This is a genomic window from Caulobacter segnis ATCC 21756, from assembly GCF_000092285.1.
Lineage (GTDB): Bacteria > Pseudomonadota > Alphaproteobacteria > Caulobacterales > Caulobacteraceae > Caulobacter > Caulobacter segnis.
Genome location: NC_014100.1, coordinates 292,493 through 304,711, shown reverse-complemented (window position 1 = coordinate 304,711; position 12,219 = coordinate 292,493). Strand labels below are relative to the sequence as shown.

Genomic DNA, 12,219 nt, shown 5'->3' with positions numbered 1-12,219 from the left:
TGTACGGAGCTTGTCTGTCTCGCTCGATGGGCGAAGGGCGCGGCCCGGATCCTGTTCGGATCCCGACCGCGCCCCCGCTTGGTCCAGTCCGGACGTCCCCCTTAGTGGTGGTCGTCCGCCTTGATCACCGGCGGTTCGCTGAACTGGTGGAACGGCGGCGGCGAGGACAGGGTCCATTCCAGCGTGGTGGCGCCTTCGCCCCACGGGTTGGCCTCGGCCTTGCGGCGACGGATCGCCGCCTCGATCAGCACCAGCATGAAGATGCCCACGCCGACGACGGTGATCATGTAGCCCACCGACGAGACGTAGTTCCACTTCGCGAAGGCTTCCGGATAGTCGATGTAGCGACGCGGCATGCCCTGCAGGCCCAGGAAGTGCTGCGGGAAGAACACCAGGTTCACGCCGACGAACATCACCCAGAAGTGGGCCGCGCCGAGGAACTCGTTGTACTTCACGCCCCACATCTTCTCGAACCAGTAGTAGAAGCCCGCGAAGATGGCGAAGACCGCGCCCAGTGACAGCACGTAGTGGAAGTGCGCCACCACGTAGTAGGTGTCGTGCAGGCTGTAGTCGATGCCGGCGTTCGACAGGACGACGCCGGTGACGCCGCCGACCGTGAACAGGAAGATGAAGCCGATCGCCCAGAGCATCGGCGTCTTGAAGTCCAGCGAGCCGCCCCACATCGTGGCGATCCAGCTGAAGATCTTCACGCCGGTCGGGACGGCGATGATCATCGTCGCGGCCACGAAGTAGGCGCGCAGGTTGATGCTCATGCCGACGGTGTACATGTGGTGCGCCCACACGACGAAGCCGACGAAGCCGATGGCGACCATCGCGTAGGCCATCGCCAGGTAGCCGAAGACCGGCTTCTTGGAGAAGGTCGAGACGATGTGGCTGATGATGCCGAAGCCCGGCAGGATCAGGATGTACACTTCCGGGTGGCCGAAGAACCAGAACAGGTGCTGGAACATGACGGGGTCGCCGCCGGCGGCCGGGTCGAAGAAGTGGGTGCCGAAGTTACGGTCGGTCAGCAGCATGGTGATGGCGCCGGCCAGCACGGGCAGCGACAGCAACAGCAGGAAGGCGGTGATCAGCACCGACCAGGCGAACAGCGGCATGCGGTGCAGGGTCATGCCCGGCGCGCGCATGTTGAAGATCGTGGTGATGAAGTTGATCGCGCCCAGGATCGACGAAGCGCCGGCCAGGTGGAGCGACAGGATCGCCAGGTCCATGGCCGGACCCTTGTGGCCGATCGTCGACAGCGGCGGATAGATCGTCCAGCCGCCGCCGAAGCCGTGGCCCGGGCCGCCGTCGACGAACATCGACACGCAGAGCAGGATCCAGGCGGCGACCAGCAGCCAGAACGAGATGTTGTTCATCCGCGGGAAGGCCATGTCCGGCGCGCCGATCATGATCGGCACGAACCAGTTGCCGAAGCCGCCGATCATGGCGGGCATGACCATGAAGAAGATCATGATCAGGGCGTGGGCGGTGACCACGGCGTTGTAGCCGTGCTTGCCTTTGAAGACGCCCAGCTGGGCCAGCAGACCGGTGTCGGAGAACACCTGGATGCCCGGCTCCATCAGCTCCCAGCGAATCAGGCCCGACAGGGCGCCGCCGACGATGCCCGCCATGATGGCGAACAGGATGTACAGCGTGCCGATGTCCTTGTGGTTCGTCGAGAAGAACCAGCGGGCGAAGAAGGGCGGCTTGTGATCGGCGTCGTGGCCGTCGTGGTGGTCGATGTCAGCGGCGTGAGCCATCGGACTTTATCCTGCGAGTATCTTAAGCCGCCGGCGCGGCGGGCGCCGCGGCCGGAGCGGAAGCGGGAGCGGCGGCCGGGGTCGCGGCGGCGGGAGCGGCTTCAGCCGGGGCGGCGGCCGGAGCCGGCGGCGCCGTCTTCGACTTCACCCAGGCGTCGAACTGAGCCTGCGTCACCACCTGGATCTCGATCGGCATGTTGGCGTGGTCGACGCCGCACAGCTCCGAGCACTGACCGTAGAACACGCCGGTCTTCTCGGCCTTGAACCAGGTTTCGTTCAGGCGGCCGGGAATCGCGTCCGTCTTCAGGCCGAACGCCGGCAGGGCGAAGGCGTGGATGACGTCGGCGCCGGTGACCTGCACGCGGACGACCTTGCCCACCGGCACGACCATCGCGTTGTCGGCGGCCAGCAGATACGGGACCTTCTTGGCGTCGGCCTGCTCCTTGGTGAGCGGCAGCGACACGATCTCGCTGATCTTCTGGTCGGGATATTCGTAGCCCCAGTACCACTGATAGCCCGTGGCCTTCACGGTCATGTAGGGCTTGGGCATGTCGTTGTAGTGGAACAGCAGCCGGAACGAGAAGATGGCGATGACCATCAGGATCAGCACCGGCACCAGGGTCCAGATGACCTCGACGGTGGTGTTGTGGCTGAACTTGGCCGGAACCGGGTTCGCCTTCTTGTTGTAGCGGACGATGATCCAGATCAGCAGGCCCAGCACCAGCAGGGTGATGGCCGTGATGATCGGCAACAGGATCACATTGTGGAACCAGATCGCGTGGTGCTTCAGCTCCGACGCGGCGGGTTGCAGATCGATCGCCCCCGGCGTCGGCTGCCCCATCAGATCCTCGGCGAGGGCGTGCCCCGCGAAAACGACACTGGCGGCGAGCGCGCTGGCGCCCGTCAAGACCCGCCGAATCCCCGAAAATTGCGCCTTCATATCCCTCACGGCCCGTTTCGGCGGCGATTTGACGATGATCAATGTCACGCCGCGCCGACTTGCTTATGACAGCCCCCCGATGCGGTCGTGCAAGCGACGGCGTCCAATAAGACGCAAAGTCACACGCAGCCCGCCCCGAAAAAGGCCGTTCCGAGGCTGCATACGCGCATCGCTAGCCGTTGCCAAGCGCCAGAGACCACACTCTGGGCGCGGCTTTAGCGCGCGCGCCTTTCCTCCCGCTCAAAGTCAGCACCGTCGCCCCGCCCACCGCCATTTCCGCATCATTACGTATCGTTCATCAGTAGGTACCTTGTGATACTCAGTACCATGCGGTACTAGGGAGCATCCAAGGAGGCGAGGACGACGTGCCCGAAGCCATTGAAATCCAATTGAAGAAAGGCGTGCTGGCGCTGTGCGTGCTGGCCCTGCTCTCGCACGCCGACAGCTACGCCTACGAGATCGCCAGCAGGCTCACGAGGGACATCGATATGGGGGAAGGGACGATCTATCCGCTGATGCGCCGCATGCAGTCGGATGGGCTGGTCGAGACCTATCTGGTCGAAAGCCAGAGCGGTCCGCCGCGCAAATACTACCGCCTGACGGCCGAGGGCCGTCGCAGCCTGGAACAGCAGAAGACCGAGTGGGTCGCCTTCTCGCAGGCCGTCAACGCCATCGTGGGAGCCGCCGCATGACCCGCGCCGAGTTCATGACCCGCCTGCGCCGAGGCCTGGCCGGCCTGCCGGTCACCACGATCGCCGACATCGTCGCCGATCACGAGGCCCACTTCGCCGACGCCGTGGCCGCCGGCCGCAGCGAAGCCGAGGTCGCGGCCGCCCTGGGCGATCCGGACCGTCTGGCCCGCGAACTGCGCGCCGAGGCCGGTCTCAAGCAGTGGGAAGAGCGCAAGAACCCCTCCAACGCCATGGCGGCGGTCATCGCCCTCCTTGGCCTCGGAGCGATCGACGTGATCGTCCTGCTTCCGCTGCTGATGGGCGTGCTGGGCGCGCTATTCGGTGTGCTGGTCGCGGTCGTGGCGATCTTCGTCTCGGGCGGCTTCGTCTTCGCGGCGGGGCCCCTGACGGCGCCGCCCGGCGGACCGATCACGGCCTTCCTGGCCGGCCTGGGCCTGATGGGCCTGGCCACCTGCCTCGGCGCCCTGCTGACCCTGGTCACCGTCGGCGTCTTCAACGCGGTCGTCTGGTACGCCCGCCTTCACTACCGGCTGCTCAAGCCGGCCATCGAACAAGCCTGAGCGCAAGAGGAGGGGACTATGTTGATCCGCAACACGCTCATCGTCGCCGGGGCCAGCTTCGCGCTCGCCATCGGCTGCTTCGCCGGGGTGGCGGCCATCGCCGGACCCGAGATCATGAAAAACGGCTGGACGCTGCCCTTCAGCCGCTACGACGAAACCATCGTCGTCCGGCACAACGGCAAGGTCATCCACACCGGCGCCAACCGAGTGTATGGCGAACGACCTGCGCCGATGATCGACCGGGCATTCGCGTGGACGGGAAAGAACGACCTGATCATCGACCTCCCGGTCGATGTGGTGTTCATCCAAGGTCCCGAGGCCAAGATCGTCGCGTCCGGACCCAAGGACTATATCGAGCGCCTGCGCGTCGATGGCGGCCGTCTCACCCTCGAAGGGAACGACGACGTCGATCACGACCGCCTGACCATCGACGCCATGGGCCTGCGGGTCGAGAGCGACTCCGAGCGGGTGAAGATCACGGTCATCGCTCCGGACGTCACCCAGTTCGACGTGCGCGGCTCGGGCGACCTCGACATTCGCCGCTATGACCACCCGACTTTCAGGGTCACCGTCAGCGGCAGCGGCGACGTCGAGGCGGCGGGGCGCGTGGAGATGGCCTCGATCGACAACTCCGGCTCGGGCCATGTCGATCTCGGCGACCTGAAGGCCAAGGAAGCCGTGGTCGACGTCTCGGGCAGCGGCGGCGGCGCGATCTTCGCCACCGCCAAGGCCAAGATCGCCATCTCCGGCAGCGGCGACGTCGAGCTCCGCACCGAGCCGAAGGCCGTCAGCAGCGAGGTCACCGGTTCGGGCGAAATCCGCCGCGAGTACTGATCCGCGACAAAAGGGGCGGGGTGACGGATGCGCTTCGAAGGCCTACCTGTAGGACCATGAACGCTCCCTTCCCCGCCGCTTCCCTGTCCCTGCTCGACGCGGCCGGCGTCGATCCCGAGCGCGCCCGCCAGGTTCTCGGCGAGGCCCTCGCCGGCGCCGATGACGGCGAGCTCTTCCTCGAACGCTCCGAGAGCGAGTCCTTCGTGTTCGACGACGGACGGCTGAAGAGCGCCTCCTACGACAGCGGCGAAGGCTTTGGTCTTCGCGTGGTGGCCGGCGAGACGGCCGGCTACGCCCACGCCGCCGAGATTTCCGAAGCCGCCATCCGCCGCGCCGCCGATTCGGCGAGCCTGGCCAAGCGCGGCCACGCGGGGGTCGCCGCCGAAGGGCCGCGCGCCACCAACGAAAAGCTCTATGGCGAGGACAATCCGGTCGACTCGCCCGACTTCTCCGACAAGGTCGCCCTGCTGCAGGAGATCGACGCCTTCGCCCGCGCCCGCGACCCGCGCGTCGTGCAGATCATGGCCTCGATGGCCGGCGAGCGCCGGGTCGTCGAGATCCTGCGCGCCGACGGCCGCCTGATCCGCGACGTGCGTCCGCTGGTGCGGGTCAATGTCCAGGTCACCGTCGAGAAGGACGGCCGCCGCGAGACCGGCAGCTCCGGCGCCGGCGGCCGCGCCGGCTTCGCCGCCTGGATCAGCCCCGACAAGTGGCAGGAGCAGGTCGAGGAATCCCTGCGCCGCGCCCTGGTCAATCTGGACGCCGTCGCCTGCCCGGCCGGCGAGATGGACGTCGTGCTCGGCCCCGGCTGGAACGGCGTGCTGCTGCACGAGGCCGTCGGCCACGGGCTGGAAGGCGACTTCAACCGCAAGGGCATCAGCGCCTTCTCCGGCCGCATCGGCGAGCGCGTCGCCGCGCCGGGCGTCACCGTGTTCGACGACGGCTCGATCGCGGGCCGCCGCGGCTCGCTGACCGTCGACGACGAGGGCACGCCGACCGAACGCACCATCCTGATCGAGGACGGGATCCTCGTGGGCTACATGCACGACCGGATGAGCGCCCGCCTGATGGGCATGAAGGCCACCGGCAACGGTCGCCGCCAGTCCTACGCCCACATGCCGATGCCGCGCATGACCAACACCGGCATGCTGGCCGGCAAGGACGATCCCCAGGAGATGATCGCCTCGATGAAGCGCGGTCTCTACTGCGCCAATTTCGGCGGCGGCCAGGTCGACATCACCAACGGCAAGTTCGTCTTCCAGTGCACCGAGGCCTACCTCGTCGAGGACGGCAAGATCACCGCCCCCGTGAAGGGCGCGACCCTGATCGGCGACGGCCCCAGCGCCCTGACCAAGGTGACGATGATCGGCAACGACTTCGATTTCGACCCGGGCATCGGCGTCTGCGGCAAGTCCGGCCAGGGCGTGCCGGTGGGCGTCGGCCAGCCGTCGCTGAAGATCACCGGCCTGACCGTCGGCGGCACGGCGGTCTAGAGCCGCCGCTCCAGATAGGTCACCGTCTTCTGGCCGCCGTGGATCTGGGCCGTTCCGACCGGGACGAACCCCAGGGCGGCGTGGAAGGCGTCCGAGGCCGGATTGGGCGGGTCCGAATTGACCTCGCAGACGATGCGCGCGTGGCCAGCCGCGCGGGCGGCGGCGAAGAGGTCGTCGTAGAGCCGCCGCGCCAGGCCCCGCCCGCGGGCGGCGTCGGCCACCACGACCCGGTCGACATAGACGAACCGGTCAAAGCGCTCGCGGAACCACAGGAAGTTGACGCTGTCGTAGTCAGCGTCCTGATCAAAGGCCAGCAGCAGGGCGTCGGCGACGCCCACGCGGCGCGCGACGAAGGCCTCGCCCACCAGCTTGGCCAACCGCTCCGGCTCCAGCCACGAGAGCTCCAGCGCGTGGGCGTTGTTGAGGGCCAGCAGCGCCTCGCCGGCCGGTCCCGCCAGGTCTTCACGCTTCAGCGCCGCCGTCATGTCGTCCATGGCCATCTCGGCCAGCCTTTCTGTCGAAGGTTTAATCCAGCTTTCCGGCTTGTAACTTTCCCGAAGCGGCCCGCGACGGCACGCTCACCTCAAGTCCGGCAAGCGTCACAATAGTCGCAAAGATCTCGGCTAGGTCGCCCCTCGGACTTTCGAATCGCGCGGCTCCACGCCGCGCTCAGGGTTTTAGGAATCGCGCGGCTCGACGCCGCGCTCAGGGCTTCGGGTAGGAGCGGAAAGCGGTCCGGCGATTTGAGCCATCGCCGGGCCGTTCCCACCTGAGGTAGGGACGTGGCCCCTCCACGTCCCGAGAAGGGCCCCGGTATCGTCGCCGGGGCCCTTCGGTCTTCAGGTCACGCCGTGACGTCGTCGGCGCCGTGCGACCACTTCTTCAGGACCGGCGACAGCGCCAGGAAGCCGACGCCGATCACGACGGCGACCAACCCGATCACGTTGAACACCTTCAGGGACGAGGCCAAGGCCAGGGCCGGATCCAGCACCTGTCCGCCGACGGTCTCGGTCGCCGCCAGGCCCGCGATCTTGCCGCCGACCCACTGGGCGATGGCGAGCGCCAGGAACCAGACGGCCATCATGAACGAGACCATCGACAGCGGCGACAGCTTGGTCATCTGAGACAGACCGACCGGCGACATGCACATCTCGCCGGTGGTGTGCAGCATGTACATCAGCACCAGGAAGATCAGCGGCAGGCGGAACGCGCCGTCGGCGAAGGTCGCGCCCCACCGCAGCAGCAGGAAGCCCGCGCCGACCTGGATCAGCGCCAGGCCGAACTTGATCACCGGGTTGGGGTCACGCCCGCGCGCGCCCAGGAAGGTCCAGAGCGCGGCGAAGACGGGGGCGAAGATCAGGATCCAGCCTGCGTTCAGCATCTGGGTCTGCGGCGCGTTGAAGCTGGTGTTGACCCAGAAGGTGGACGCCGCATCGATGCCCGCGGCCTTCAGCTGGTCGCTGGTGGCCAGGGTGATCGCCCCGCCCAGCAGGCGCACCGGCTCGCGCACCAGGTCCAGCTGGACATTGGTCGCGGCGAACAGGCTGAGCGAGGAGCCGGCCTGCTCGAACAGGGTCCAGAACACCACCGCGCCGAAGATCAGGAACACCGCCAGCGCCAGCCGCTCGCGCTCGGCCTTCGCGCACTTGGTCATCATGAACCAGCCGATATAGCCCAGCGAGGCGATGATGCCGACGTTCAGGGCCATGCCCACGACGGCGTTGTATTGGACCAGGAAGAAGATCGCCACGAGACCCAGCAGCGAGCCGCCGTAGATCGTCGTCTCCAGGCTGAGCGGGCCCAGCACCTTCTTCTTGAGGACCTCGGGGTTGGGCGGCTCGGCCTTGTTCTCCAGCCAGGGCCTGCCCAGCACGAAGACGATGAAGCCGGCCAGCATGCCCAGGCCCGCCAGGCCGAAACCGGCCCACCAGCCGACGCTGACGCCCAGCAGGCCGCACAGGATCGACGCCCAGAACGAGCCCAGGTTGATGCCGTAGTAGTACAGGGTGAAGCCCGGATCGCGGCGCGGATCGCCTTGCGGGTAAAGCTGCCCGACGATCGTCGAGATATTGGGTTTCAGGAAGCCGACGCCCAGGATGATCAGCGACAGGGCGAACCAGAAGACGTTCAGATAGAACGGGTCACGCTCGGCCACGTCCAGCTTGTAGTCTGCCTTGGGCAGCACGGCCGGCAGCGGGGCGCCCGCGGGCAAACCCTTGATCTCGAACTCGCCGTTCTTGGTGGCGGCGACCTCGTAGGGCTTGTCGGCGACGATCAGGCGCGACACCCGGTCCTGACCGCGGCCTTCCGACTGGAATTCGTAGGTCGCGCCGCCATAGGTCAGGGTCTGGACCGCCGGCTTGCCCTCGACCGCCATCGCCAGGTGGCCCGCGACCAGCAGCAGGGCGCCGAACGCCACGGCCTTGCGCGTGCCCAGCCACTTGTCGGCCAGCATCCCGCCCAGCAGCGGCAGCAGATAGACCAGCGACGTGTACGAGCCGTAGTGGCCCGAGGCAGTCTTGGGATCGAAGAGGAAGTGCTGCGTCAGATAGAAGATCAGGATCGCGCGCATGCCGTAGTAGGAGAACCGCTCCCACATCTCGGCCAGGAAGCAGATGATCAGGCCGCGCGGATGGCCTCGCAGAAGCTGGATGAGGACGGGAATCCCGGTCACGAGCGTGATCAGGACGCCCGCGGCGATAACAATGTTCATACCCAAGCCTTGAACATGACGAGCCGCGCGGACCGACCCGGCGCGCCCCCCGACGCGACCCGGGTCAAATCGCCCTCGCCGACCCCAATTGGCGGGGAGAAGATCACGCGGGCGGTCGTTTCACAAGCAACGGCTTGCCGATCAAACGCCCCGGCAAAAGCCTGTGCGGGAGCTTGGCCACGCTTTCGCGCGTTGATCAGGCGACCTTTTCCGTTTCCGGAGCCGAAGATGAAGATCCCCGACGAAAGTCATCCGATTACGATCGACCGCTTCTCCGGAACCGTGCGCGCGCTGTTCGAAGGGCACGACATCGCCGGCAGCGACGACGTGCTGGTTCTAAGGGAAACCAACTATCCTCCGGTCTACTACTTCCCGCGCGAGGGCGTCGAAATGGCCTTCCTGAGACGCACCCAGACGGTGACCCATTGCCCCTACAAGGGCGACGCGGCCTACTTCACGATCTATCGCGACGGCCAGATCATCGAGGATGGAGCGTGGTCGTACGAGGATCCCTACGCCGCCGTAGGGTCCATCGCGAACCGCGTGGCCTTCTATCCCGAGCATGTCGAGTTCCAGCTGGACGAACACGCTCCCGCCGAGGCCGAGGCGCTGGATGTGGACGCCGTCGTGCGACACACCGACAGCGGCTCGGGAAACAGCCAGGCCGAGCGCTGGCCCGCCAATGTCGAAACGCCCGACCTAGACGATGACGAGCGTGATCCTGACCCGCCCTACAAGGGCGTCGGCGCCATTTAGTCGCAGCTCGAACGGACTTAAGCCCGCGTTAACCGCTGGGAGCGTGACCCTAAGGTCTAGCTCCCGTCAGAGGGGCGCGGAGGAAACCATGGCCATTGTCTCGTACGATCGGGCAGCCGCCGTTCACGCAACGACCGACCGCCCTCGCCTCGTCTGGGGGCGCCTGTTCGCCCTGGCGTTCGCGCTGGGCTCATGGGCCGCGATCATCGCCGGCGTCAGAGCGATCCTCTAAGTCCTAGTAGGCGCAGTCGGTGAACACCCGGCTGATGTCGCCCTTCCACGCGCCCTCATAGAGCGACAACAGACGCTCGGCGGGGGTGATCCCGCTGTCGGCGATCTCTTCCAGGTCGCCCAGATAGATCGTCTCATCCAGGAAGCCGCCGTTCACATGGGCGCGGTTCTTCAGGCCCGACTTGGCGATGGCGACAAAGTCCTTGGCCACGTCCTGGGCGGTGCGGCCGGCGACCTTGGCCTTCAGGCCCAGCTTCGGCACGTCGCGGCGCAGGCCCTCGCGGTCTTCGATCGTCCAGTCCTTGCAGAGGTCCCAGGCCGCCGCCAGGGCCGCGTCGTCGTAGAACACGCCGGTCCACAGCGCCGGCAGAGCGCAGAGGCGGCTCCAGGGCCCGGCGTCGGCGCCGCGCATCTCCAGATAGGTCTTCAGGCGTACCTCGGGGAAGGCCGTCGTCGTGTGGTCGGCCCAGTCCTTCATCGTGGCGATCTCGCCCGGCAGCTCGGGCAGCTTGCCCTCGATGAAGTCGCGGAAGGATCGGCCGGCCACGTCGATGTACTTGTCGCCGCGCTTGACGAAGTACATCGGCACGTCCAGCGCATAGCGGGCGTAGCGCTCGAAATCGAACCCGTCCTCGAACACGAAGTCGAGCAGGCCCGTGCGGTTCGGATCGGTGTCGGTCCAGACGTTGGCGCGCGCCGACAGGAAGCCGTTGGGCTTGCCTTCCGTGAACGGCGAATTGGCGAACAGCGCCGTGGCGATCGGCTGCAGGGCCAGGCTCATGCGGAACTTGGCGACCATGTCGGCTTCGCTGGAGAAGTCGAGATTGGCCTGCACCGTGCAGGTGCGCAGCATCATGTCGAGGCCGAGGTTGCCGACCTTGGGCATGTAGTTGCGCATGATCACGTACCGGCCCTTGGGCATCACCGGCACCTCCTCGCGCTTCCACAGTGGCGAGAAGCCCAGACCCATGAAGCCAAGACCCAGCTCGTCGGCGACGGTCTTGACCTCGTCCAGGTGCTTGCCGGTCTCGTCGCAGATGTCGTGCATGGTCGCCAGCGGCGCGCCCGACAGCTCGAACTGGCCGCCCGGCTCCAGGCTGACATTGGCGCCGTTGCGCTCCAAGCCGATGATCGTCGGGCCTTCCATGACCGGGGTCCAGCCGAAGCGCTGCAGGCCGGTCAACAGGGCGTGCACGCCCTTGTCGCCCTCGTAGGGGACCGGCGCGTGCGAGCCCAGGTAGAAGCCGAACTTCTCGTGCTCGGCGCCCACGCGGAACGCCTCCTTGGGCTTGCTGCCCCGGGCGAAGTATTCGGTCAGATCGGAGAGCGTCAGCGGACGCTCCTGGACGCTAGCGGTGTCGGCCATGCAAGCCGTCCCTCCCCAGGGGTTGCGATGCAGAGGGAGGAGAGGGCCCATGCTCTCCGCCGACGGCGATACTACTCGGTCACGCCCAGTTGGGCGTTTTCTTTGCGAACCTCAAGGGGCGCCTCGAGCATAATCGTTTAGCGCCAATCTCCGGCGCTCGCCTGCCAAAGCGTCATGGCCGAGATCGCGGCGGTGTCGGCGCGCAGGATGCGAGGCCCCAGCGACACCGGCGTGACGAAGGAAAGCCCGCGCAGCCGTTCGCGCTCCTCGGGCGCGAAACCGCCCTCCGGTCCGATCAGGATCGCGGCCGGCGCGCCGGTTCCGGCGAGCGCCTCGATGGCCGGCCTGGCGTCGCCGCCCTCGTCGCAGAAGACCAGACGTCGCGTGGGATCCCAGCCGTCGAGAATCTTGTCCAGCTTCTCGGGATCGACGATCTCGGGCACGTCGAGCCGCCCGGTCTGCTCGGCCGCTTCCATGGCGATGGCGTCCAGACGCCCCAGCTTGACGAAGTCGACATTGGTGCGGCGCGTGATCGTCAGGCGCACGCGCCGCGCGCCCAGCTCGGCGGCCTTCTCGACGATGGTCTCGACGCGCCCGCGCTTGACCATGGCGACGATCAAATCAAGGTCCGGGCCCGTGTCCATGGGCCGGGTCTGGACGTCGGCCTTCAAGAGGCAGCCGCGCTTGGTCGCCTCGACAATGCTGGCGCGCCACTCGCCGTCGCGACCGTTGAACAGCAAAACCTCGTCGCCGACCGACAGACGCATGACCGAGGTCAGGTAGCGGGACTGGTCGACGGTGGGAACGACGCCGGCCCCGGCCGACAGATCGTTGGGAACGAATAGACGGATCATGGCGTCCTTCTAGCCTA

At 66.9% G+C, this 12,219-nt stretch carries 12 protein-coding genes and 1 pseudogene; 6 read left to right on the top strand and 7 right to left on the bottom strand.

Annotated features, from left to right (window positions below; genetic code table 11):
- Window positions 1–101 precede the first annotated feature (101 nt).
- Window positions 102–1,763, bottom strand: a complete 1,662-nt coding sequence (gene ctaD, locus CSEG_RS01465; RefSeq protein ID WP_013077478.1) for a cytochrome c oxidase subunit I — start codon at window positions 1,761–1,763, stop codon at window positions 102–104.
- Window positions 1,764–1,785: 22 nt separating this feature from the next.
- Window positions 1,786–2,703: a cytochrome c oxidase subunit II gene (gene coxB, locus CSEG_RS01460; RefSeq protein ID WP_013077477.1), complete on the bottom strand. Its 918-nt coding sequence runs from the start codon at window positions 2,701–2,703 to the stop codon at window positions 1,786–1,788.
- Between the two features lie 365 nt (window positions 2,704–3,068).
- Between coxB and CSEG_RS01455 the strand changes: the two genes are divergently transcribed.
- The 4 genes from CSEG_RS01455 to tldD are packed head-to-tail and all read left to right on the top strand — an operon-like array spanning window position 3,069 to window position 6,282.
- Complete coding sequence (locus CSEG_RS01455; protein WP_013077476.1) at window positions 3,069–3,395, top strand: PadR family transcriptional regulator; 327 nt, start codon at window positions 3,069–3,071, stop codon at window positions 3,393–3,395.
- On the top strand, window positions 3,392–3,955 hold the full coding sequence (locus CSEG_RS01450; protein ID WP_013077475.1) for a DUF1700 domain-containing protein: 564 nt from the start codon (window positions 3,392–3,394) through the stop codon (window positions 3,953–3,955). Before CSEG_RS01455 ends, CSEG_RS01450 begins: the two co-directional genes overlap by 4 nt.
- Before the next feature lie 18 nt (window positions 3,956–3,973).
- Window positions 3,974–4,789: a GIN domain-containing protein gene (locus tag CSEG_RS01445; RefSeq protein ID WP_013077474.1), complete on the top strand. Its 816-nt coding sequence runs from the start codon at window positions 3,974–3,976 to the stop codon at window positions 4,787–4,789.
- Between the two features lie 56 nt (window positions 4,790–4,845).
- Window positions 4,846–6,282: a metalloprotease TldD gene (tldD, locus tag CSEG_RS01440; RefSeq protein WP_013077473.1), complete on the top strand. Its 1,437-nt coding sequence runs from the start codon at window positions 4,846–4,848 to the stop codon at window positions 6,280–6,282.
- Here tldD and CSEG_RS01435 read toward each other — a convergent pair.
- The 3 genes and pseudogenes from CSEG_RS01435 to CSEG_RS23045 form a co-directional block, all read right to left on the bottom strand.
- Window positions 6,279–6,776, bottom strand: coding sequence for a GNAT family N-acetyltransferase (locus CSEG_RS01435; RefSeq protein WP_041538141.1), 498 nt, complete (start codon window positions 6,774–6,776; stop codon window positions 6,279–6,281). The genes tldD and CSEG_RS01435 overlap by 4 nt on opposite strands.
- Window positions 6,777–7,126: 350 nt before the next feature.
- Window positions 7,127–8,995: a peptide MFS transporter gene (locus tag CSEG_RS01430; protein ID WP_013077471.1), complete on the bottom strand. Its 1,869-nt coding sequence runs from the start codon at window positions 8,993–8,995 to the stop codon at window positions 7,127–7,129.
- Window positions 8,996–9,037: 42 nt separating this feature from the next.
- A pseudogene (locus CSEG_RS23045) lies at window positions 9,038–9,132 on the bottom strand (hypothetical protein); the annotation flags it as partial.
- A gap of 91 nt (window positions 9,133–9,223) precedes the next feature.
- Here CSEG_RS23045 and CSEG_RS01425 point away from each other — a divergent pair.
- Together CSEG_RS01425 and CSEG_RS22790 are read left to right on the top strand one after the other, a co-directional pair.
- Window positions 9,224–9,751, top strand: a complete 528-nt coding sequence (locus CSEG_RS01425; RefSeq protein WP_013077470.1) for a DUF427 domain-containing protein — start codon at window positions 9,224–9,226, stop codon at window positions 9,749–9,751.
- A gap of 88 nt (window positions 9,752–9,839) precedes the next feature.
- Window positions 9,840–9,983: a hypothetical protein gene (locus CSEG_RS22790; RefSeq protein WP_013077469.1), complete on the top strand. Its 144-nt coding sequence runs from the start codon at window positions 9,840–9,842 to the stop codon at window positions 9,981–9,983.
- Between the two features lie 3 nt (window positions 9,984–9,986).
- On the opposite strand, the gene CSEG_RS01415 is transcribed toward CSEG_RS22790, so the two are convergent.
- Both CSEG_RS01415 and CSEG_RS01410 read right to left on the bottom strand, forming a co-directional pair.
- The gene (locus tag CSEG_RS01415) at window positions 9,987–11,348 is read right to left on the bottom strand and encodes a glutamate--cysteine ligase (protein ID WP_013077468.1); all 1,362 of its coding nucleotides are present in this window, start codon (window positions 11,346–11,348) and stop codon (window positions 9,987–9,989) included.
- Window positions 11,349–11,485: 137 nt separating this feature from the next.
- On the bottom strand, window positions 11,486–12,202 hold the full coding sequence (locus tag CSEG_RS01410) for a 16S rRNA (uracil(1498)-N(3))-methyltransferase (protein ID WP_013077467.1): 717 nt from the start codon (window positions 12,200–12,202) through the stop codon (window positions 11,486–11,488).
- Window positions 12,203–12,219: the final 17 nt, after the last annotated feature.